Here is a 23,391-nt window from a genome sequence, read left to right as displayed (position 1 = left end):
CGGCCACGGGAAAGGAGCCACCATGACCAGCACCCCAGGGACGCCATGGCCTCCCCGACCAACAGGAGCTCGGCGCGACCATCGTCTTCGCGACAGGGTCGATGCGCTTGGCTTTCCGCTGGTTCCGTTGACCCTGCACAGGAGCAGGCGTATCGTAATTATGAGGAAAGCAGACAATTCGATCGGGGACGAACGTGCTGGAACGCCGCGACTTGCCCTGGTTTGCGCGGCAGGATCGGTTGGTTCTCCCTTAGACTTCGGGGGGAGTTCCATGTCTCGCGATCACCGCCGGTTCGCGCCCTCTCGTGCCGGCCGTTTGGGCGGCGTGCCGAAGGTCGCCAGCGCCTTTCTTGTCCTGGCGCTGATCGCCGGCCTGTGGCTTGGCGATCCCGCGCAGGCGCAGGAAACCCGGATCATCTATCCCGGCTCGATGGCGGTCACCGGCTTTTCCGGCACCGTCATTCCCGATTTCGACTCTTCAGATTCCGAAAAGGGGGGCCTGCCGCCCGGCGTCGATCCAGTCGACGAGACCTTCATCGACACGGCGCGAGCCACCTTGCGCGTTTTCGACGTTTCAAGCCTGGGCGGGCCGGCCTCCGGCCAACTCGTCCACACGCCGCCGCCTTTCGAGGTGACATCAGGCCAGATCGGCCAGGTGTTCGGTCTCACTTATGATGACGGCATGCGTGATGGCGTCCCGTCAGGCATTCCCAATCTCTATGCCGGCGCCACCTCGCTGCACGGCATTCGCATCGTCACGCCTGACGCCGACGATGACGGCCGTCCGGAGCGGCAGCACCGCGGCATGGCAGGCGCTGCCTTCATGGAGGGCCAGTTCGGCACCGAGAACGGCGGCCGGCCGGGCACCATCTGGAAGGTCGACGGCATCACCGGCCAGGTCGCCAAATTCGCCGACATCGACACCAACAGCGGGCCCGGCATCGGCAATCTCACCTTCGACCCCATCCACCGCCAAGTCTTCGCCTCCGACCTCGATACCGGTCTGATCCATCGCATCGACGCCAATGGCGCGCTGGTCGACACGTTCGACCATGGCGTCGCCGGGCGCCCGGCGCATGGCCTGGCTCCGGTCACCGACGATGGCGCCGTCATGGACATACAGGGCGCGGCCTTCGACACGGAAGACCCCGAGACCTGGGGCTACACCCAGGACGAGCGCCGTGTCTGGGCCGTCGCCTATCATGGCGGCCGGCTCTATTATTCCGTCGGCGAGAAGGCCGAGATCTGGTCGGTGGGCATTGCCCGCGACGGCCGCTTCGCCGGCGATCCCCGTTGGGAGCTGACGGTCAAGGCCGACAAGGACTACGCCGTCACCGACATCGCCTTCGACGATAGCGGCTTCATGTACCTGGCCCAGCGCGGCCCGGTCGAGAACCGCTACGACTACAGCCAGCTCGCCGATTCCGGCAAGGGCGAGGTCATCCGCTACTTCAGCGAAAACCCGGACGATCCGGCAACGGAATCGGTCTGGGTGGAAGCGCCGCAGGAATATGCCGTCGGCTTCCCGCAAGGTTTCAGGCAGTCGGCCGGCGGGCTGGACCTGCAATATGGCTACGACGCCGAGGGCGATCTCGACACGTCGGCCTGCACCCGGACGCTGGTCAACACCGGCGATAAATTGCGCGACAATCCGGCTCTTGCCGAGCGGCTCGCCGCTGGCGGGCCGCTCGCCGTGCATGGCGTGCAGATCACGCCCAGGGAGCTGGTCAAGCCGGCCAATGTGCCGCCTTTCGGCTCCCGGTTCGTCGACTTCGACGGCTATTTCGAGGACCCGGAAGTGGAAGGCCATGTCGGCGACGTCGCCGTCTGGCATCCCTGCGAGGGCCGCGCCGGCTATTATGAGGAAATCCCGGGCGGCTATCTGCCACCGTTCTATCCGCCGGACTTCCAACCGCCCGGCAACCTGCCCCCTTGTCTCGATGTCGACGATGTCAGGTATTTCTGCACACCGCGCGGGCTCGAGGCGGACCTTTATCTCCATGACCATGCCGGCCTCGGGGGCGATTCGATCAAAGCCCAATCCAGGACGCCAGGCGTCGGGGTGACCTCGCCCATGTCGCATGTGCCTGGCAAGCCATACACGATCGGCATCACCGGCCACGATCCGGGCGACACGGTCGATGTCGGACTCTGCTTCTACAGGAAGTCCGACAAGGACAAGGGCGGCTACTACCCTTGCTGCAAGATGACCTTGCCGCTCAGAACGCCAGCCGTCAGCTGCGACCGTTGAGGAGGGGACGATGAACAATCTCGCACTCTCCCCGCTGGGCGTCGCCGACAAATCAACCGTCATGAACACGAGGCGCCTGTCTTTTGCCAGGCGCGCTGCGCGCTGGCTGGTGGCGGCCGGTATCGCGGTCGCCATGCTGCCGGCGCTGCCGGCACTTGCCGAAGGCACGGCTCCGGCCAAGACCGTCCAGGCCGCCAGCCCGGATAAGGAATTCAAGCTCGACAATCCGCGCATCATCAATCCGGAGCCCGGACGAGCCGTGCCGTTCTTCACCAAGACCGGCGGCCAGCGAAGCTGCGACTATGTCTTCTACACTTTGAGCTTCGGCCTGCGCGGCGCACCGCAAGGCTTCGCCAGCCCGGGGTTTGCGGCTTCGCTGCAGACGGTCCGGCTCGACTTCAAGGACCAGCTCCCGCATGGCTTGCAGATCGTCAACATGCAGGTCTCCGGTGACGGCACCGATGCGTCCGGCGGACCTCTGCCTGGCGCCGTCATCAGCAATTCGGCCGGCCCCAACGACACGGCAACGGTTTCGGATTTCCGGATTTCCGCTTCCGACCTCGACGGCTCGGGCGCACCGGACGAACGCGTCATCACTTTCCGTATCACCGCCAGGATCGACCACGCGGCGTTCCCCGCGCCGGCGACGGTCGACAATCAGGGCCTGGTCAAAGTCACCGTCGGCACCGGCACCGGCACGGGAACCATCATCCCGTCGCAGGATCCGGGCAAGCCGGACGACGGCAATTTTCTCACCGGCGAAAAAACCTCGATCCGGATCGACCTGACCAAGTGCAATCCGCCACCACCGCCGCCTCCGGGCAAGGAATGCTTCAAGGTGGAGCGCGGCACGGTCGACTGCGTGCCCGGCGGCGGCGCGTTCATCTACCATATGCCTGTCGGCCCCGAGATGGGCGGCAGGTGGGTGCAGCTTTCGACCGCCACGCCAGGCATCACCATCGTCCCCGACACACAGAAGGTGCCGGCCGGCGGCGGTGTGCTGAACTGGAAGATCGTCGGCGCCTCGCCCGGCGACGTCATCCACCTCGTCGTCACCGGCATCGAGACCTATGCCGGGCCGAAAGAGGGTTGGGGGCTCTGCTGCACGCAGACCAACGACATCGTCATCCCGCGCGACCAGAGATGTCCGCCCAAGGACAGGGAACCGGACCTGAAGGTCGAGAAACGCGCCGATGTCACGCGCTGCACGATGGGCGGCGGCTGCGACTTCAGCATCCGGGTCACCAATGTCGGCGACGCGCCCTACAACGGCAAGATCGTGCTCGACGAGGTGACGCTGCCGGCGGGCTCGACGCTCGATTCGGGACCCAATCCGCCCTGGACCTGTGTGCCCCGCGCCACCCCGATGATGTGCACCCATCCGGTGACCACGCTCAATCCGGGGGCTTTCATCGACCTGGAGTTCGGCTTCAAGCCGGCTGGCGGCTGGCAAGGCAGCAGCTTGCGCAACTGTGCCACCTATAACTATGCCGCCAGCGGCAAGCCGCTGTTCGGCAGCCAGGCCAACGCCCGTGGCTGCGCCTCGATCCCGATCTGCCGGCGTGGCGATCGCGATCGCGACTGCCGGCCGCCGGTCGAGAAGAAGGCCGACCTGATCCTGAAAAAGCGTGCCCGCGCGGAAGCCTGCACCGCCGATGGCGTGTGCAGCTTCGTCATCGACATCATCAACAACGGCACCTCGACCTATAACGGGCCGCTGACCGTGGTCGACACCTATCCCGGGGGCGCGCCGGCCTCCTCGACCTTTGGCCCGAGCCCACCCTGGACATGCGGTCCGAACGGCCCCGGCCAGTTCCGTTGCGACAATGCCGGCATCTCGCTGCCGCCGGGCGCTTTGACGGCGATCGTCGTCAAGGCGGTGGTGCCGGCAGGCTACCGGTCGGACACGGTCGAGAATTGCGCCGAGGTGAAACCGATCCCCGGCGAAACCGACCTCACCAACAACCGGGCCTGCGCCAAGCAACGCATCCCTCGTCCCAATGGCGGCCAGCCTGTCCTGCGTATCACCAAGACATGCGGCGGTTCGCTGGCGGGTGCCGCTTTCGTCTCCTGCCGCATCACCGTCAGCAATGCCGGCACGGCTGCCCCCACCGGTCCGGTGCGGGTCAACGATGCCGCCGCTTTGGTGGCGGGCGGCGCGCCCGTCCAGATCCAGACCGTCACATCAGACGGCGCGGAATGGGCATGCGGGCCGGTTCCGGCCGACACGCTGGCGTGCCAGATTCCAGGCGCCGTCATGACACCCGGAACCAGCAGGCACTTCGACGTGACGGTTTCGGCCAACGGCGAGTTCGAGAATTGCGCGCGGGGCTCCTACGGCCCGGCGCAGGGCGAGGACGTCGTCCATCCGGTCGGCCGGGCCTGCGCCAAGGGCGGCGGGGTCTCGTCCATCCGCGTCGAGAAGACCGGCGACCGCGAGTGCCGGCCCGGAGAACCCTGCTCGTTCGAGATCACCATCACCAACGACGGCTCGGCGGAATTTTCCGGCCCTGTCCGCATCGGCGATGCGATCGGCGTCGAAGGCCTCGGCCGGCTGGAAGGCGTCGCGATCACCTCGATCGAGCCGGCCTTCGGCTGCTCGCCGGAACCGGCGGCCTTGCCTGCGTCCTGCATCGCAGACCTGACGCTTGGCGCTGGCGAAAGCCGCGTCCACCACGTCACCGTGGTCATCCCCGACGACGGCCGCCTGGCCAATCTGCAAGGCAGCGTCAACGGCCAGAACTGCGTCGGCGTGCTCTCTCCCGACACGCGGGTGCAGGGCGGCGGAGATGTGCTTTCCCGCGACCAGGCCAATACCCAGGGCAATCGCGACAAGGCCTATGCCTGCCATCCCTTCGCCATCAGGCATGAGACGAAGAAGGAATGCTCGGCAGGCTTCGTCATGAACGACGCCGGCCGGTGCGTCTGCCCGCAAGGCACCACCTATCGCAACGGCCAGTGCTCGTCCGGCGGCGTCATCATCCCGCCGAAGGAGCCAAAGCGTTGCGTGCTGCTCAAGGGCCAGGTCCGCACAGAGGACGGACGCTGCGTCTGTCCGCGCGGGACCGAGTTGGAGAATGGCGCCTGCGTCACGATATCCAGGCCGGGCTGCGCGATACCGGGCTCGGTGCCGACATCGAACGGCCATGGCTGCACCTGTCCCAGGGGCACGCATCTCGACCGGGATGCCAACGCCTGCGTACGCGACAGGCCGAAGCCCGAGCAATGCACCATCCGTGGTCAGGTCCACGGCGCGGAAGGCGAATGCGTCTGCCCACGAGGGACCGAACTGCGCAAGGGAGCCTGCCGGGCTCTCCAGCCGGAGCCTGAGCAATGCACCATCCGCGGCCAGGTCCACGACGCCAATGGCGACTGCGTCTGCCCGAGGGGGACCGAGCTGCGCAATGGAGTGTGCCGGCGCAAGCAGCCCGATGTGGAGCAGTGCGACATTCGCGGCCAGATCCACAACAAGCGCGGCGAGTGCGTCTGTCCGCGTGGAACCCAGGTGATCGACGGTGCATGCCGCCGGTCCAGGCAAGAGAGCGAATGCGCGCCGGGCTCGCAAATGGTCAACGGCCAGTGCCAGCCGATCTTCAGGCGGCGTTGCCCGGAAGGCATGATCGGCCGTTATCCAAACTGCAGGACGGTGCGCGGGCAGCCCTCGCTGGAACTCAACCCGGGCATGCTGCTGCAGCAGGTTCTGCCACGGCGCAGGCCGCAGTCCGAACAGCAGCAGGATACGGCTCCAAACAGAATCCTGAATCTCCAGCAGCAGTAACCATCGCCTGAAGGCACATCGGAAACCCCGCCGGAGGAATCCCGGCGGGGTTCTTCGTGGCCGGGCAGGCTGAAGCTGCAACACGAAGAGGACGCCGCACTACCCCAGCTGTGGAACCGCCAAGCTCGCACCCTCGACAAGTCAGCGGCTGCGCTTTAGGCAGTGATCAGATGAAAAAGGCGCTCGGAAAGGCCCCGTCATCATGACGAAAAAAACCTTGATCGCACCTTCGGTGCTGGCTTCGGACTTTTCGAAGCTGGGCGACGAGGTCGAGGCCGTCGCGGCAGCCGGCGCCGACTGGATCCATCTCGATGTGATGGACGGCCATTTCGTCCCCAACATCACCTTCGGTCCGCCGGTGATCAAGGCGATCCGCAATCGCACCAAGGCTTTCTTCGACTGCCATTTGATGATTGCGCCGGCCGATCCCTATCTGGCAGCCTTCGCCGAGGCCGGGTGCGACGGCATGACCGTGCATGCCGAGGCCGGGCCGCATCTCGACCGCTCGCTGCAGACGATCAGGAATCTCGGCAAGAAGGCCGGCGTTTCGCTCAATCCGGCAACGCCGGAAAGTGCGATCGAATACGTGCTCGACAGGCTCGACCTGATCCTGATCATGACCGTCAACCCGGGTTTCGGGGGCCAGGCCTTCATTCCGGCAATCGTCGACAAGGTGAGGCGGGTCAAGGCGCTGATCGGCGGCCGGCCGATCCGCATCGAGATCGACGGCGGCGTGTCGCCCGAAACCGCGCCGCTGGTGACCGCCGCCGGCGCCGATGTGCTGGTGGCCGGCGCCGCCATCTTCAAGGGCGGCAGCGTGGAAGCGTACCGGGCAAATATAGAGGCGATCAGGACGGCGGCCGACAAGGCAGCCGGCTAAAAGCACCGCACAAGAACCGATGGAGGCCAGGATCTCCCCACGTGGTCAACCCCGGGGGCCTGCACTGCGCGCTTCGCTGCGGCTGGCCCCGCGACAAAAGCCATGGGCAGGATAAAAGGCCTGATTCGGTCCCACTGTTCGGTGTCTTTTGCGCGCGACGGAAAAGAGGTTCGCGCGGAGGCACGGAAGAACAGGTGATCCTGCATATAAACACGTTAAATTTCCGCCGGTTGTAGCCGAACACGATTTCGTTCGACCAGATATAGGATCGTGCATATTTCTTTGTTCTAAAGTACAATGACGCGATCTCCCGCTTGAGCGCGTCGAGGCGCGCGCGGTAGGGTACGTGTACGGAAAGGGAACTGTTTCTCGGACTCGAATTGCCCAAGACCAGATTTGGGGACAAGGAGCCGATTTTGACATACGCAGCTGCCAATCTGAATGACGACGGCACAGGCTCGAAGAGTACGCTCGCCAGCACTGTCTATCATCAACTCCGTGCCGATCTTCTGCGGGGCGCCTTTGAAACCGAGAGCAAGCTGCGGGTTGAGTGGGTTGTTTCCAAATATGGCGCCGGCGCTTCCCCGGTTCGTGAGGCTCTCAATCGCCTGGCTTCGGAAGGGCTTCTCGGTCGGCATGACCAGCGAGGCTTCTTCATCATGCCGGTCAGCGCGGCAGAGCTCGAGGAATTGACACGTACCCGTTGCTGGCTCGAGGAACGGGCGCTTCGCGAATCCATCGCCCACCGGACCGCCGAATGGGAAGAACAGCTGGTTCTGGCGTTGCATCGGTTGGGGCGCACCTCACGTCTCATGCCAACGGATCTGTCGTCGCTCAATCCGGACTGGGAGAGACTGCACCGCACTTTCCACCGTGCGCTGATCTCGGCCTGCCGGTCGCGATGGCTGGTGGGGTTTTGCGACCAGCTTTCCGATCACGCCTACCGCTACCGCCGAATGGCCAGTAACGGCGAAGGCGTCCAGCGCGACGATTTTGCGGAGCACCGCCTGATCGCGGAAAATGCGCTGGACGGTAATGCCGACGCCGCGGTCGAAGCCCTGCTCAATCACTATCGCCTGACGGCAGCCATGTGCATGGAGCGCTTCAAGCAGGTCGAAGCATCAGAGCCGGCCAGCGCCAGGGCCGAGCGCACGCCACGTTAGCGCCGCATCGCGCCCCAAGCCTTTGCCGCCCCAGCCTTTTACCGCCAAAGCCTTCCGCTTTCGCCCGGCGACATGATCATGGCCGCCGCGTGGAGCCGCCCTTGCGGGCTTGACGGGTCGGCAAGAACCACCAACAGTCTGGCGCCGTGCAAGCGGCCGAACCGGAAGACAGGCCCGGCTCCGTCCGGATGCATGCCTTTCGCCGCCAGACGCAGGAAGACCTCATGAGCAATCATCTGTTCGACATTTTCCGGTCCCGGATGCCGAAGCCCGGACGCCTGTTGATGCGGACGGATGACGGCCGCGTGCTGACCTATGGCGACATGCTGGCGCGCTCGGCGCAACTGGCGCACGCGCTTTTGCAACTTGGCGTCGAGCCCGGCGACCGGGTCGCGGTGCAGGTCGAGAAGAGCCCGGAAGCTATGCTGCTGTACCTCGCCTGCCTGCGTGCCGGCGCCGTCTTCCTGCCGCTCAACACCGCCTATACGCTGGCCGAACTCGCCTATTTCTTCGGCGACGCCGAGCCCCGGCTGGTCGTCTGCGATCCGGCACGGGTAGCCGGCATCGACGCCCTGGCGCAAAAATGCGGAGCTCTTGCCGTCACCCTCGACGGCAAGGGCGAAGGATCGCTGGCGGACCAGGCGTCGCGGCAATCGCCCGACTTCCACGACGTCGCGCGCGGTCCCGACGATCTTGCGGCGATCCTCTACACGTCGGGAACGACCGGCCGCTCGAAAGGGGCCATGCTCAGCCACGAGAACCTCGCCTCGAATGCGCGCGTGCTGGTCGACTATTGGCGCTTCACATCGGACGATGTGCTGATCCACGCACTGCCCATCTTCCACACCCATGGGCTGTTCGTCGCCACCAACGTCATCCTGATGGCCGGCGCCTCGATGCTGTTCGAGCAGAAATTCGACGCAGGGCGCGTCGTCGCGCTCTTGCCGGACGCCACGGCGCTGATGGGCGTGCCGACCTTCTATGTCCGGCTCTTGCAGCAGGACGGGCTGACCCGCGAGGCGGCAAGAAACATCCGCCTGTTCGTTTCCGGCTCGGCGCCGCTGCTGGCCGAGACGCACAGGGCCTGGCGCGAGCGCACAGGCCACGCCATTCTCGAGCGCTACGGCATGACCGAGACCAACATGAACACCTCGAACCCCTATGATGGCGAGCGCCGCGCCGGCACCGTCGGCTTTCCCTTGCCCGGCGTGTCGTTGCGCATCGCCGACCCCGACACTGGCAGGCCGCTTGCCCAAAGCGAGGTCGGCATGATCGAGGTCAAGGGGCCGAATGTCTTCTCCGGCTACTGGCGCATGCCGGAAAAGACCAAAGCGGAATTCCGCGCCGACGGCTTCTTCATCACGGGCGATCTCGGCATGATCGACCCCGACGGTTATGTCCACATCGTCGGCCGCGGCAAGGACCTGATCATCTCGGGCGGCTACAACATCTATCCCAAGGAGCTCGAGAGCGAGATCGACGCGCTTGACGGCGTCCTGGAAAGTGCCGTCATCGGCGTTGCCCATCCCGATTTCGGCGAAGGCGTAACGGCCGTCGTGGTTCGCTCGCCGGCTTCGACCGTCACCGCTGCCGAGATACTCAATGCCATTGCCGCGCGCGTGGCGAAATACAAGCATCCCAAGCGCGTGGTCTTCGTCGACGAATTGCCGCGCAACACCATGGGCAAGGTGCAAAAGAATCTGCTGCGCGATACCTACAAGGATCTTTTTTCCATAAGCAGTCCCGCCAGCTAAGTCGATCCAGGCAAGGATACCTCATCCCGCTTGTTTGGACGGGGAGCATCGCGAACAGTTTCGTGCGATCGCCTGGGCACTATCGGGGGAACAAGAGACCGACGACATGCTCGGCCAGCGCCAGGCTTGCCGTCAGGCCCGGGCTCTCTATGCCGAACAGGTTGACGATCCGGCCCGCGCCGTGGTCGGCCGGACCCTGCACCATGAAGTCGGCCGCCGGCTGGTTCGGGCCCGATAGTTTCGACCTGATCCCGGCATAGGCCGGCAGCAGGGCGCCGTCCCTCAGATCCGGCCAATAGCGCCGGATCTCGTCATAGAAGACCGCGCTGCGGCCGGGATCCACCGTATAGTCCGCCTGGCCGATCCATTCGACGTCTGGGCCGAAGCGCGCGCTGCCACCAAGATCGAGGGTCAGATGCACGCCCAGGCCGCCATTGACCGGCACTGGATAGATCAGCCGCGAGAATGGCGAGCGGCCCGAAAGCGAAAAGTAGTTGCCGCGCGCCAGCCAGAGCGGCGGCACGAGCTCTTGCGGGAACCCTTCGATGCGGCCGGCCAGCGCCTGCGCGTCGAGCCCTGCGGCGTTGACGAAAGCGCCGGCTTTCAACGCGAACGTCTCGCCGTCGCCATCGCGCGTGGTGATACGAATCCCATCGGCCTCGACCGTCGCCGCTGCGACGGCGGTCAGGAAGGCGAACGACGCACCGGCCGCCTCCGCGTCGCCGCGCAGCGACAGCATCAGCCCCTGGCTGTCGACGATGCCCGTCGACGGCGACAGCAGCGCCCCGGCGCAGCTCAGCGCCGGTTCGAGGCTTTCTGCTTGCGCGGCGGTCAGCAAGTCGAGGTCGTCGACGCCGCATTGTTCCGCATTGGCCCGGATTGCATTGAGCCGAGGCAGCTGGCCCGGTCCGACGGCGACGATCAGCTTGCCGGTGCGTCGATGGCCGATGCCACGCTCGCGGCAATAGGCATAGAGCCGTTCGCGTCCTTCGACGCAGAAACGCGCCTTCAGGCTTCCGGGCGCGTAATAGAGCCCGGCATGAACGACTTCCGAATTGCGCGAGCTGGTGACGGTGCCGATCGAGGCGGCCTTTTCGATAACCAGCACTTCGCGGCCCGACAAGGCGAGCGCCCTGGCAATGGCGAGCCCGACGACGCCGGCTCCGGCGACGACGCAATCGACGTCAGCCATGGCCGGCTTTCACCGTTGCCCGCCGGCGCTGGTCGAAAAAACCCTGTCGCCGCCGATCCAGACGGTTTTGATGTCGAGATCGTTCGAAAGCGAAACGATGTCGGCGGCGGTGCCCTTGGCGAAGCGGCCGAGCCGGTGCGATTGGCCGATCGCCTGCGCCGGATAAAGAGAGGCCATGCGCAAGGCCTCGGAAAGCTCCACGCCCACGCTGCGGTGAGTGAAGCGCACAGCCGAGATCATGTCGAGATCCGCGCCGGCCAGCGTTCCATCGGCAAGCCGCAGGCTGCCGTCCTTGCGGTAGATGGTGCGGCCGTTGAGCGTGAAGGAGGTCATGTCGGTGCCGATCGTCGCCATGGCGTCGGTGACCAGCACGATCCTGCCCGGCCCCTCTTTGGCCCGCAGCGCTATTGCGATGGTGGCGGGATCGACATGGATGCCGTCGGCGATCAGTCCCGCGGACAGGCCGCCGATGTCGATGGCGGCGCCCGCCAGTCCCGGCTCCCGGTTGCCGATCTGGCTCATGGCATTGAACAGATGCGTGACCACGCTGGCGCCGGCCTCGGCGAAGGCTTTGGCCGTGGCGTAGCCGGTGTCGGAATGGCCGAGGCTGACGATGATGCCGGCCTTGGCCAAGGCCGTCACGCGGGCCGCCTCGACGGATTCGGGTGCGATCGTGGTGAGCAGCACCGGGAGCTTGCCTCGCGCCGCGATCAGCATCGCCTCGTCCTTGTCCGTCATCGGCCGGATCAGCGCCGGGTCATGCGCGCCCTTGCGGGCGATCGACAGATGCGGACCTTCCAGATGCAGTCCGAGGAACCCCGGCACTTTCCGCAGTGCCGACGCCTCGCCGGCGGCAATCGCCGCGGCGGTGATATCAGCCGTATCGGTGATCAGCGTCGGCAGCAGCGCCGTGGTGCCGAACGGCGCATGCGCCCGGCAGATGGTCTCGATCGAGGCGACATCGGGGTGATCGTTGAGCATGACGCCGCCGCCGCCATTGACCTGGATGTCGACGAAGCCCGGCGCCAGCATGCCGCCGCCGGTGTCGACGCGGCGCATATCCGCGGCAAGCGCGCCGGTGGGCAGGATGGCCTCGACCAGGCTGTCGCGCACGACGAGGGCATGACCGTCATGCCAGTCGTCGCCGTCGAAGATACGGGCGCCAGTCAGGGCGAAACGGTCGCTCATACGGTCTCCGTCACCTTGCGAAGGTTGCGCGGCGTATCCGGGTCGAGGCCGCGGTGGCGCGCAAGGGCCTCGACGAACACGTAGAAGGACACGATCAGCGTCAGCGGATCGGTCAGTGGATGGCCGGTGGCGACATGCGGCAGGCGTGTGGCCTTGTTCGCCAGCATCGAGGTGACGAAGACCGGCGCCCCCTTGGCCGCCAGGCTGTCGGCGGCTTCGGCCACGGACGGTTCGGATGCGTCGCGCGCGGCCAGGGCCAGCACCGGAAAATCGGGGCCGATCAGCGCCAGCGGGCCATGCATGACTTCGGCAGCACTGTAGGCCTCGGCATGCATGCCGCAGGTTTCCTTGAATTTCAGCGCCGCTTCGTTAGCCATCGCCGCGGATGGGCCGCGGCCGAGGATGAACAGCGACTTCTGCTTTTCGATCGTTTCGACGAGCACGCTCATCCAGTCGCAAGCGATCGCCTTGCCGAAATGCTCGGGCAAGCGGGCAAGCGCCTTGAGAAGCGCTTCGTCGCCGGTGGAATGCGCCATCAGAGCAAGGCCGGCGACAGCGGAATTGACGAAGGTCTTGGTCGCCGCGACGCTGCGCTCGGGCCCGGCCAGGATGTCGATCGCATGGTCCGAGGCGCGCGCCAGCGGTGAATCGGCGGTGTTGGTGACGGCGATGGTCAGCGCGCCACCTGCCCGTGCGGTTTCGGCCATGGCGACGATGTCGGGGCTCTTGCCCGACTGCGAGATGGCCAGGCACGCGGAGCCGCCGAGCCTGAGCTTGCGGCCATAGATCGAAGCGATGGAAGGGCCGACCGAAGCCACCGCAAGACCGGCGGTGAGTTCGACCGCGTACTTCATGAAAGTAGCGGCATGGTCGGACGAGCCGCGCGCCACAGTGACGACGAAATGCGGGTCGCGCTCGCGAATGCCGCGGCCGGCTTCGGAAAGTACGGCACCGGAACCGTCGAGCAGGCGGGCGACGGCTTGCGGGATCTCCTCGATCTCGCGCCGCATATGGGTCGGCTCCGTCGATTTGTTCGGCTCGGTCGTCATGGTCGGCCCTCTTCGCTCGGCCCTGTCAGCCGCAGTTCGGCGACGAAATCATAAGCGTCGCCCCTGTAGATGGAGCGGGTGAACTCGATCACCTTGCCGCTCGCCAGATAGGAAATACGCTCGATGTGCAGGCCGGCAATGCCCGGCGGCACTTCGAGCAGGCGCGCGTCGCCGTCGCCGAGATTGGCGGCCGAGATGCGCTGCACCGCGCGCACCGGCCTGTTGCCGGTCAATTCCAGGGCTGCGTAGAGCGAGGAGCCAATTCCAGCGGGGTCCGGCAGCACGCTGGCCGACAGCGAGGCGCGCTCGATCGCCAGCGGCGTGTCGTTGGCGATGCGCAGGCGCGCCACGCGCGCCACCAGTTCGTTCGACGAAAGGCCGAGCACCATCATCTCGTCGGGCGAGGGCGCGTAAAGGCCGCGGTCGAGCCAGGCCGAGCGCACAACCATGCCACGCCGCGCCATGTCCTCGGTGAAGGAGGTCAGCCGCGACAGCGACTGCTCGACCCGCTCCATGCGCGGCGCCACGAAGGTGCCGGAGCCGTGGCGCTGGACCAGGATGCCGCCCTTGACGAGGTCCTGCACCGCCTTACGCACGGTGACGCGCGAAATATCGGCCTTGATGGCGATGTCGCGCTCGGAAGGCAGCGCGTCGCCGGGCCCGATCAGGCCGCGATTGACGGCATCCTCAATGCTTTTGCGCAGTTGCAGGTAGAGCGGCGCACCGCTTTGCGAGGACTGTTTCAGCGCGGCGAAGATCTGGTCGGCGGCGTCGCTCATCGAGCCGCTCCCCTCGGCGCGAACAGGCGGACCGCCATCTGCACGGCGCCGCCGAGCGCATCGTCGAGCGGCTCCCGAAGCAGCGCCCGGTAGCGTGCAGACAGGCGCGGCGCGTAGAGCGGCGCCAGCCCGCCGAGCAGGCAGAGCGGCGCGTCGTCCGCCAACTCCAGCGCGCCGAGCGAGGCCTCGACATCGGCGACTGCCTTGTCGAGGATCCAGTTGGCGACCGCGTCGCCTTTTTCGGCATGTTCGAACACTTTGGGGGCGAAGCCGCCGAAATCGCCGGGCTTGGCATTGGTGGTGAATTCGACCACATCCTCCGGATTGTCGCGGAACACGGCCATCATGCTATCGGTCAGCGGCGTGCGCGCGCGCACGCCATCATGGGCAAGCAGGGTCTGTTCGAGCAGGTCGCGGCCGATGCGGGCGCCGCTGCCCTGGTCGCCGACCTGGAAGCCCCAGCCGCCGATGGCACGCGACTTGCCGTTCTTGCGCGCCATATAGGCGGTGCCGGTGCCGAGGATCGCCATGGCGCCGTCGCCGGAACCGACCGCGCCTTCCAGCGCGATTTCGGCATCGGTTTCGACGCGGCTGGTGCTGAACGGCAGGATCGCCTCGAGCTGCTGCCGGTAGGTGCCGACATTGGCGCCGGCGAGGCCGAGAATGGCCGGTGTTTGCGGGATCAGGTCCGGATCCTGGCCAGCCGCGACAAAGGCTTGCCGCGCCGCCTCGACGATGTTCGACCGGGCGCCGGTCAGGTCGGTGCGGATGTTGGCGGCGCCGCTTTTGGCGCGGCCGAGCACCGTGCCGTCCGCCATTGCCAGGGCCGCCCTGCAGCTGGTGCCGCCGCCATCGATGCCAAGCACGAATTTCACGTGATTTCTCCTCCAGGCCGATAATACCAATAAAATACCAATAGCCAAGGGTTAATTTCCGCTGCAAAAAAGATTAGAGCGTATTTCACTGAAAAACTTGGCCATTTACCTGCGCCAGCGATTTCGGTGCGGCGAATTCGTTAATGCGTGTGGACAAGTGGTATTTTTTTGGTATTGTTTTCCGAATTGGAGGAATTGGGATGGCCGAAACGCGCACCGAAGCGCTGCACAGGAATGCCGAGGGGCTGGATATCCAGGCTCCCGAAGCCATCCTTGCTTCGCTGGCCGATGCGCAGGTCGAGGCGGCGAAGATTGTGCGCAACGCCATTCCCTCCATCGCCGAAGCGGCCGAGATCATCACCGGTAGCCTGAAGGGCGGCGGCAAGCTCGCCTATGCCGCGGCCGGCAGCTCCGGCCTGATGGCGCTTGCCGATGCGCTGGAACTGCCTGGCACCTTCGGCATCCGTCGCGACCGCATCGCCATCCTGATCGCCGGCGGCGATGAGGCCTTCAGAACGCTGGCCGGCGGCCCCGAAGACGATAAAGAGGAGGCCGCGACAGCGGTCGCCAACGCCGGCATTGGCAAGGGCGACTGCCTGATCGCAATCTCGGCCAGTGGTACGACGCCCTATGCACTGCGGGCGATCGAGGAAGCCGCCCGTCGCGGTGCGGCCACCATCGGCATCGCCAACAACCGGGACTCGGCTCTGCTGCGTCTGTCTGGAACCGCCATCCTGCTCGAAACGCCGCCGGAAGTGATCGCCGGCTCGACGCGCATGGGCGCCGGCACGGCCCAGAAGATCGCCCTCAACATGCTGTCGACGCTCGCCGCCATCCATCTCGGCCATGTCCATGACGGCTACATGGTCAATCTCATGGCCGACAACAGCAAGCTGCGCGACCGCGCGGCGCGGATCGTCGCGGCCATCAGCGGCGGCAGCCGCGACGACGCGGCCCGTTTGCTCGAAAAGAGCGGCGGTGCGGTCAAGACCGCCATTCTGCTTGCCGCCGGCGCTGACAGCGCCGACACGGCGCAGAAGATACTGGAAGAGGCCGGCCAGAAGCTGCGGCCGGCCCTTTCCGCGCTGGGGCATGATCCCGAAAAGTGGAGACCGCTTCTCGGAAAAGATCATGCTCGAACAAAGAAATAGAGCCTGTTTCATCCCGGTGTCCATCGGGGTGAAGCAGGCTTGCGAGGGGAGCAAGGGGCGCAACGCCTCTGTTCTCATCAAAACCGAACCTGAAAAAGGTCAACAGGGAGACTGAGCATGACAACGAAACTACTGACGGCACTGCTTCTGGGCACCAGCATTCTCGGCTCCGCCGGGGTGGCTTACGCCGAGGACGTAACGCTCAACATCGAAAGCTGGCGCGGCGACGACCTTGCCATCTGGAAGGACAAGCTGATCCCGGCTTTCGAAGCCAAGAACCCCGGCATCAAGGTGGTGTTCGCGCCCTCGGCGCCGACCGAATATGACGCGGCTCTCGGCGCCAAGCTCGCCGCCGGTTCGGCGGGCGACCTGATCACCTGCCGCCCGTTCGACAAGTCGCTCGAGCTGTTCAAGAAGGGCAATCTCGCGGACCTCTCCTCGCTGCCGGGCATGGACAACTTCTCGCCGGTGGCCAAATCCGCCTGGCAGACCGACGACGGCAAGGCGACCTTCTGCGTGCCGATGGCGTCGGTCATCCATGGCTTCATCTACAACAAGGACGCCTTCGACAAGCTCGGCATCAAGGTGCCGGAGACCCGTGACGAGTTCTTCGCCGCGCTCGACAAGATCAAGGCCGACGGCACCTACATCCCGATGGCGATGGGCACCAAGGATCTCTGGGAAGCCGCGACCATGGGCTACCAGAACATCGGCCCCAACTACTGGAAGGGCGAGGAAGGCCGCGCGGCCCTCATCAAGGGCGAGCAGAAGCTGACCGACAAGGACTGGGTGGCGCCCTATGAGGAACTGGCCAAGTGGAAGCCCTATCTCGGCGACGGCTTCGAGGCGCAGACCTATCCGGACAGCCAGAACCTGTTCACGCTCGGCCGCGCCGCCATCTACCCGGCCGGCTCGTGGGAAATCGGCCTGTTCAACACCCAGGCCCAGTTCAAGATGGGCGCCTTCCCGCCGCCGGTCGAGAAGGCCGGCGACACCTGCTACATCTCCGACCATACCGACATCGGCATGGGCCTGAATGCGGGCTCCAAGCATGCGGATGCGGCCAAGACCTTCCTGTCCTGGGTCGCCTCGCCGGATTTCGCCACCATCTACGCCAACGCGCTGCCGGGCTTCTTCAGCCTGAACTCCTCGCCGGTGAAGATGGAGGACCCGCTGGCCCAGGAATTCGTCTCCTGGCGCGGCAAGTGCAAGTCGACGATTCGCTCGACCTACCAGATCCTGTCGCGCGGCACGCCGAACCTCGAGAACGAGACCTGGGTCGAATCGGCCAATGTCATCAACGGCACCGATACGCCGGAAGCCGCTGCCAAGAAGCTGCAGGACGGCCTCGACAGTTGGTACAAGCCCGCCAAGTAAGGCTCGGGCAATGAGCTGGGCCGTTCCAAGTGGACGGCCCAGCGTTTTTCGATAGCATCGACTGCGAAGGACGGCGCCGCCCCTTATCCGCCTGCCGGCACCTTCTCCCCGTACAGTGACGGTGAGAAAGGGAGTTGCCGCAACGCTGGCGACCTCCTCTCTCCGTTCTTCACCGGGAGAGGGTAAGGATGAGGGGCACCGCTGTTGTCGAAAGCATTTTCCCAGACCTGATCGGTGGGGACCGAACTCATGGCCGCACAAGCACGACCGAAAAGACCGATCCGCTGGCATATCGCCGTCTTCCTGGCGCCGGCGGTGCTCGTCTATACGGCGATCATGATCCTGCCGCTCGCCGGCACTTTGCAGCTGTCGCTGTTCCGCAACATCGAGCAATCCCAGGTCTTCGTCGGGCTGGCAAACTTCCGCACCCTGTTCGGCGATCCAAACTGGTCGGTGAATTTCTGGAACGCGCTGCGCAACAATGTCTGGTTCTTCATCATCCACATGCTGGTGCAGAACCCGATCGGCGTACTGCTGGCCGCACTTATGTCCAGCCCCAGGCTGCGCTTTTCGGCCTTCTACCGCACGGCGATCTTCGTGCCGACCATCCTGTCCTTCGTCATCGTCGGCTTCGCCTGGAAGCTCATCCTGTCGCCGCTATGGGGCGTGGCACCGCACATGATGGACCTGGTCGGCCTTAAAAGCCTGTTCACGCCATGGCTCGGCAAGGAGCAGTATGCGCTGACCGCGCTTAGCCTGGTCTCGGTGTGGCAGTTCGTCGGCATCCCCATGATGCTGATCTACGCCGCGCTGCTGTCGATCCCCAATGAGGTCATAGAGGCGGCGGAATGCGATGGCATCACCGGCCTGTCGCAGTTCTGGAAGATCAAGCTGCCGCTGATCCTGCCCTCGATCGGCATCATCTCGATCCTGACCTTCGTCGGCAATTTCAACGCCTTCGACCTGATCTACACCGCGCAGGGCGCGCTCGCCGGACCGAATTATTCGACCGACATTCTCGGCACCTTCCTCTACCGCGCATTCTTCGGCTTCCAGCTGCAGGTCGGCGACCCCAACATGGGCGCGACCATCGCCACGATCATGTTCCTGATCATCCTCGGCGGTGTCTGCGTCTACCTCTTCCTCATCCAGACGCGCCTGCGTCGATATCAGTTTTAGGGGGCGATATGTCGAGCTTGAGCACCCCCCTCTGTCCTGCCGGACATCTCCCCCGCAAGGGGGGAGATCAGCTGTTGTCACGGCCTTCGCCAGCCACCAGCGATGCAGGAGATGTGTCGGCGCCAAAGCTGCCAATCTCCCCCCTTGCGGGGGAGATGGCCGGCAGGCCAGAGGGGGGTGGCTGGGTGCTGTTCCTCGGCAAAGTAGCTCCTCAGGAGACCATCCAATGAGCACCGCCACCCGTTCGCTGCCCCGCACGATCGGCGCTCATGCGATCCTGCTGACCTACACGGCGATCGCGCTGTTCCCGGTGATCCTGGTCATCATGAATTCGTTCAAATCCCGCGCCGGCATATTCGGCGCGCCGCTGACACCGCCGACGCCAAAGACCTTCGACCTGATCGGCTATACCACGGTGATCGGCCAGGGCGATTTCATCCACTATTTCCAGAACAGCCTCGTCGTCACCGTCGCCTCGCTGTTCTTCGTGCTGCTGTTCGGCGCCATGGCGGCATTCGCCCTGTCGGAATACCGTTTTCGCGGCAATACGCTGATGGGCCTCTATCTGGCGCTGGGCATCATGATCCCGATCCGGCTGGCCACCGTCGCCATCCTGCAATTGATGGTGGCGAGCGGGCTGGTCAACACGCTGACGGCGCTGATCCTGGTCTACACCGCGCAAGGCCTGCCGCTGGCCGTCTTCATTCTGTCGGAATTCATGAGGCAGGTGTCGGACGACCTGAAGAACGCCGGCCGCATCGACGGCCTGTCGGAATACACCATCTTCTTCCGGCTGGTGCTGCCGCTGGTGCGGCCATCGATGGCGACAGTCGCCGTCTTCACCATGATCCCGATCTGGAACGATCTGTGGTTCCCGCTGATCCTGGCGCCGTCGGAAGAGACCAAGACGGTGACGCTCGGCGCGCAGCTCTTTCTCGGCCAGTTCGTCACCAACTGGAACGCCATCCTGGCCGCGCTCTCGCTGGCGATCATGCCGGTGCTGATCCTCTACGTCATCTTCTCGCGGCAGCTGATCCGCGGCATCACGTCAGGAGCCGTCAAGTGAGCGGACAAATCTCTGTTGGAGCCTTCACCCCACCCGGCGCTTCGCGCCGACCTCCCCATCATGGGGAGGTCGAAGGTCACGGCTTCATTCACGACGGCCAAGGGACACGTTTCGGAGAAGCCTCTTTGAGCGTGGCGGGGGTCACGCCGACGTCCTACCTCCCCTCGATGGGGAGGTCGGCGCGTAGCGCCGGGTGGGGTGACACCCTCTCAAGAGAAATCAGGATATCTGGAGCAGCTCGGTGAACTCTGAAACGCCCCTTCGCGTCGTCGTCGCCGGCCTCGGCAATATGGGCCGCAGCCATGCGCTCGCCTATCACACCAATCCGGGCTTCGAGATCGCCGCGTTGATCAACCGCTCCGACGTGCCGCTGCCGAATGGGCTGTCGGGCTACGGCATCAGGCGCTCCTTCGACGATGCGCTGCGCGACGAAAAGCCCGATGTCGCCTGCATAGCCACTTATTCCGACAGCCACGCCGACTATGCGGTGAGGGCGTTCGAGGCCGGCTGCCATGTCTTCGTCGAAAAGCCCCTCGCGACGACGGTGGCCGACGCCAGGCGCGTCGTCGCGGCCGCCAAGGCCAATGGCAGGAAACTGGTGATCGGCTACATACTGCGCCACCACCCGTCCTGGATCAGGCTGATCGCCGAGGCGCGCAAGCTCGGCGGCCCTTATGTCTTCCGCATGAACCTCAACCAGCAGTCCTCTGGCCATACCTGGGAGACGCACAAGCAATTGATGCGCACGACCTCGCCGATCGTCGACTGCGGCGTGCATTATCTCGACGTCATGCTGCAGATCACCGACGCCAGGCCGGTCGAGGTGCGCGGCATGGGCGTGCGGCTGACCGAGGAGGTGGCGCCCACGATGTACAATTACGGCCACCTCCAGGTGCTGTTCGATGACGGCTCGGTCGGCTGGTACGAGGCCGGCTGGGGACCGATGATTTCGGAGACCGCGTTCTTTGTCAAAGATGTCATCTCGCCGACGGGCTGCGTGTCGATCGTCATGAAGGAAGGCGTTAAGTCCGACGACATCGACACTCACACCAAGACGTCGACCATTCGCCTGCACAGTGCGAAAACCGGCGCGGACGGCAAGTTCGCCAAGCCAGACGAGATGCTGTCGATGGAGGGCGAACCCGGCCACCAGGATCTCTGCGATCTCGAACAGGCTTTTGTCCTCAAGGCGATCCGCGAGGATATCGATCTCACCCGCCATATGGACGACGCCGTGAAATCGCTCGCCGTCTGCCTTGCCGCCGACGAGAGCGTGCGCAGCGGGAAGGCGGTGCGATTGTGAAAAGGGAGCTAGCGGCAGGGGTTGCGGTCTACGGCGCCCCCCTCTGGCCTGCCGGCCATCTCCCCCTCAAGGAGGGAGATCAGCTGTCGGCATGGCCTTCGCCGATCACAAACGTCAAAAAGAGTGTTTCAGCGTCAAAGCTGCCAATCTCCCCAGTTGAGGGGGAGATGTCCGGCAGGACAGAGGGAGGCGCCCTGGCGCCCACTCATCAATTTGGAGGACTGCCGTGGGCTCGCTGAAGATCGAGAATGTGAAGAAGGCCTTCGGCCCGGTCGAGGTGCTGAAGGGCATCGACCTCGAGGTGACGGATGGCGAATTCGTCGTCTTCGTCGGCCCCTCGGGCTGCGGCAAGTCGACTTTGCTGAGGGTGATCGCCGGGCTGGAGGATTCGACCTCGGGCCGGGTGGTCATCGATGGCGCGGATGTCTCGGCTACGCCGCCGGCCAAGCGCGGCATCGCCATGGTGTTCCAGACCTATGCGCTCTATCCGCACCTGACGGTGAAGAACAATATGGGCCTTGGCCTCAAGCAGGCCGGCACGCCGGCGCCCGAGATCGAGCGCCGCATCGGCATCGCCTCGTCCATGCTGTCGCTTGAGCCCTATCTGGAAAGGCGTCCCGCGGAACTCTCCGGCGGCCAGCGCCAGCGCGTCGCCATCGGCCGCGCCGTGGTGCGCGAGCCAAAGCTGTTCCTGTTCGACGAGCCTTTGTCCAATCTCGACGCGGCACTGCGCGTCAACACGCGGTTGGAAATCGCGCAGCTGCATCGCCGCCTCAAGGCGACGATGATCTACGTCACCCACGACCAGGTCGAGGCGATGACGCTGGCAGACAAGATCGTGGTGCTCAATGCCGGGAAAATCGAGCAGATCGGCGGACCGATGGAACTCTACAATTCGCCGGCGAACGAATTTGTCGCGGGCTTCATCGGCTCGCCGAAGATGAACTTCATCGACGGCGCCAGGCTTGGGGAAACCGCCAAGAGCATCGGCGTGCGGCCGGAGCATCTGACTGTCGACCCGAAATCCGGCGCCTGGAAAGGCACGGTCGTGCATGCCGAGCACCTCGGCGCCGACACCAATCTCTATCTCGACTGCGAGAAGGCCGGGCTGATCACCGTGCGCATTTTCGGTGTTTATGACGCCGAGCCGGGGGCGACACTTTATGCAACGCCGGATCCGGCGAAGACCTATCGGTTTGGCGCGGATGGGAAGGTGCTGAAGTAGTATCGCAACATAGTTGGCGCTGCCCCTCATTCGCCTGCCGGCACCTTCTCCCCGTATAGTGACGGGGAGAAGGAAGATAGCTCCAGCGCCGGCGATTGGCGAAAGCAGCAACGACAGCGTCCTTCTCCCCGTTTTACGGGGAGAAGATGGCGGCAGCCAGATGAGGGGCGGCGCGACTTGTGAAAGTTATGCGTCAGCCCTGAACGTCTGCTTCTGCTGGCCCAACCCTTCGATGCCCAGCTCCACCACGTCGCCGGCCTTCAAGAACACCGGCGGCTTCATGCCCAGGCCGACACCGGGCGGCGTGCCTGTCGAAATGATGTCGCCAGGATGCAGCGACATGAACTGGCTGAGATAGGACACAAGATAGGCGACGCCGTAGACCATGGTCTTCGTCGAGCCGTTCTGCATGGTCTTGCCGTTGACGGTCAGCCACATCTTCAGGTTCTGCGGATCCGAGACCTCGTCCTTGGTCACCAGCCATGGGCCGGTCGGGCCGAACGTGTCGCAGCTCTTGCCCTTGGTCCATTGGCCCTGGCGCTCGGCCTGGAAGGCGCGCTCGGAGACATCGTGCGCGACGCAGTAGCCGGCGACGTAATCGAGCGCATCGGCCTGGCTGACATATTTTGCCGTTTTGCCGATGACGACGCCGAGCTCGACCTCCCAGTCGGTCTTCTCCGAGCCGCGCGGGATCAGCACGTCATCGTCCGGTCCGACGATGGCCGAGCTGGCCTTCATGAAGATGATCGGCTCCGGCGGCACGGTGGCGCCGGTCTCGGCGGCGTGGTCGGAATAGTTGAGGCCGATGCAGATGAACTTGCCGGTGCCGGCAACGCAGGCACCGAGCCGCGGCTTGCCGGAAACCGCCGGCAGCGACTTTGCGTCGAGCTTGGACAGCATCTCCAGCGAGGCCGGGTGAAGCGTGGTGCCGGCAATGTCGGCGACATGGGCGGAGAGGTCGCGGATCGTCCCATCCGCATCGAGCAGGCCGGGACGTTCGCTCCCCACCTCGCCATAGCGCAGCAGTTTCATTTAAACCCTTCTCCTGGTTGCGGCCTCGCGGCCTTTTGCAAACTCTTCACCGAAACGAATGGCTCCCGTTTGGGAAGCCGGCGGACCGTACCACCGGCCTGATCCAGGGCAAGCGCGGACACCATATAGTGATCGCCGGTGAGCGGGAT

The 23,391-nt window shown here is 65.0% G+C and carries 17 protein-coding genes; 11 read left to right on the top strand and 6 right to left on the bottom strand.

Annotated elements, in window-relative coordinates; genetic code table 11:
• Positions 1 to 22 precede the first annotated feature (22 nt).
• The 5 genes from FJ986_RS06455 (at position 23) to FJ986_RS06435 (ending at position 9,826) form a co-directional block, all read left to right on the top strand.
• Positions 23 to 2,251: a hypothetical protein gene (locus tag FJ986_RS06455; RefSeq protein ID WP_140673734.1), complete on the top strand. Its 2,229-nt coding sequence runs from the start codon at positions 23 to 25 to the stop codon at positions 2,249 to 2,251.
• A gap of 10 nt (positions 2,252 to 2,261) precedes the next feature.
• A complete protein-coding gene (locus tag FJ986_RS06450; RefSeq protein ID WP_140673732.1) occupies positions 2,262 to 6,029 on the top strand; it encodes a hypothetical protein in 3,768 nt (1,255 codons plus the stop codon).
• Positions 6,030 to 6,231: 202 nt separating this feature from the next.
• On the top strand, positions 6,232 to 6,909 hold the full coding sequence (gene rpe / locus FJ986_RS06445) for a ribulose-phosphate 3-epimerase (RefSeq protein WP_140524315.1): 678 nt from the start codon (positions 6,232 to 6,234) through the stop codon (positions 6,907 to 6,909).
• 416 nt (positions 6,910 to 7,325) lie between these two features.
• On the top strand, positions 7,326 to 8,072 hold the full coding sequence (locus FJ986_RS06440; protein WP_140493447.1) for a GntR family transcriptional regulator: 747 nt from the start codon (positions 7,326 to 7,328) through the stop codon (positions 8,070 to 8,072).
• Positions 8,073 to 8,296: 224 nt separating this feature from the next.
• Positions 8,297 to 9,826, top strand: coding sequence for a malonyl-CoA synthase (locus FJ986_RS06435; protein WP_140673730.1), 1,530 nt, complete (start codon positions 8,297 to 8,299; stop codon positions 9,824 to 9,826).
• 79 nt (positions 9,827 to 9,905) lie between these two features.
• Here the strand turns inward: FJ986_RS06435 and FJ986_RS06430 are convergent, their stop codons facing one another.
• The 5 genes from FJ986_RS06430 to FJ986_RS06410 are packed head-to-tail and all read right to left on the bottom strand — an operon-like array spanning position 9,906 to position 14,909.
• Positions 9,906 to 11,018, bottom strand: a complete 1,113-nt coding sequence (locus FJ986_RS06430; protein WP_140673728.1) for an NAD(P)/FAD-dependent oxidoreductase — start codon at positions 11,016 to 11,018, stop codon at positions 9,906 to 9,908.
• Positions 11,019 to 11,027: 9 nt separating this feature from the next.
• Complete coding sequence (nagA, locus tag FJ986_RS06425) at positions 11,028 to 12,206, bottom strand: N-acetylglucosamine-6-phosphate deacetylase (protein ID WP_140673726.1); 1,179 nt, start codon at positions 12,204 to 12,206, stop codon at positions 11,028 to 11,030.
• The gene (locus FJ986_RS06420; RefSeq protein WP_140491611.1) at positions 12,203 to 13,255 is read right to left on the bottom strand and encodes an SIS domain-containing protein; all 1,053 of its coding nucleotides are present in this window, start codon (positions 13,253 to 13,255) and stop codon (positions 12,203 to 12,205) included. The genes nagA and FJ986_RS06420 overlap by 4 nt, the downstream gene beginning before the upstream one ends.
• Positions 13,252 to 14,034: a GntR family transcriptional regulator gene (locus FJ986_RS06415; RefSeq protein ID WP_140491609.1), complete on the bottom strand. Its 783-nt coding sequence runs from the start codon at positions 14,032 to 14,034 to the stop codon at positions 13,252 to 13,254. Before FJ986_RS06415 ends, FJ986_RS06420 begins: the two co-directional genes overlap by 4 nt.
• Positions 14,031 to 14,909, bottom strand: a complete 879-nt coding sequence (locus FJ986_RS06410; protein ID WP_140628542.1) for an N-acetylglucosamine kinase — start codon at positions 14,907 to 14,909, stop codon at positions 14,031 to 14,033. Before FJ986_RS06410 ends, FJ986_RS06415 begins: the two co-directional genes overlap by 4 nt.
• A gap of 200 nt (positions 14,910 to 15,109) precedes the next feature.
• On the opposite strand from FJ986_RS06410, the gene FJ986_RS06405 reads away from it, so the two are divergent.
• From FJ986_RS06405 to FJ986_RS06370, 6 genes are all read left to right on the top strand, one after another.
• On the top strand, positions 15,110 to 16,060 hold the full coding sequence (locus FJ986_RS06405; RefSeq protein ID WP_140491605.1) for an N-acetylmuramic acid 6-phosphate etherase: 951 nt from the start codon (positions 15,110 to 15,112) through the stop codon (positions 16,058 to 16,060).
• A gap of 117 nt (positions 16,061 to 16,177) precedes the next feature.
• Positions 16,178 to 17,437, top strand: a complete 1,260-nt coding sequence (locus FJ986_RS06400; RefSeq protein WP_140491603.1) for an ABC transporter substrate-binding protein — start codon at positions 16,178 to 16,180, stop codon at positions 17,435 to 17,437.
• 249 nt (positions 17,438 to 17,686) lie between these two features.
• Positions 17,687 to 18,616, top strand: a complete 930-nt coding sequence (locus FJ986_RS06395) for a sugar ABC transporter permease (protein ID WP_140673724.1) — start codon at positions 17,687 to 17,689, stop codon at positions 18,614 to 18,616.
• 226 nt (positions 18,617 to 18,842) lie between these two features.
• A complete protein-coding gene (locus FJ986_RS06385) occupies positions 18,843 to 19,682 on the top strand; it encodes a carbohydrate ABC transporter permease (RefSeq protein WP_140524303.1) in 840 nt (279 codons plus the stop codon).
• 241 nt (positions 19,683 to 19,923) lie between these two features.
• On the top strand, positions 19,924 to 20,985 hold the full coding sequence (locus FJ986_RS06380; RefSeq protein ID WP_140524301.1) for a Gfo/Idh/MocA family oxidoreductase: 1,062 nt from the start codon (positions 19,924 to 19,926) through the stop codon (positions 20,983 to 20,985).
• A 226-nt stretch (positions 20,986 to 21,211) separates the two neighbouring features.
• A complete protein-coding gene (locus tag FJ986_RS06370; protein ID WP_140514224.1) occupies positions 21,212 to 22,210 on the top strand; it encodes an ABC transporter ATP-binding protein in 999 nt (332 codons plus the stop codon).
• 186 nt (positions 22,211 to 22,396) lie between these two features.
• Here FJ986_RS06370 and FJ986_RS06365 read toward each other — a convergent pair whose 3' ends face one another.
• On the bottom strand, positions 22,397 to 23,242 hold the full coding sequence (locus FJ986_RS06365; protein ID WP_140514225.1) for a fumarylacetoacetate hydrolase family protein: 846 nt from the start codon (positions 23,240 to 23,242) through the stop codon (positions 22,397 to 22,399).
• Positions 23,243 to 23,391: the final 149 nt, after the last annotated feature.

This window comes from Mesorhizobium sp. B1-1-1, assembly GCF_006442955.1.
Classification (GTDB): Bacteria; Pseudomonadota; Alphaproteobacteria; order Rhizobiales; family Rhizobiaceae; genus Mesorhizobium.
Note: the sequence above shows the minus strand (reverse complement) of the source record. Positions and strands in the feature narration are given on the sequence as shown.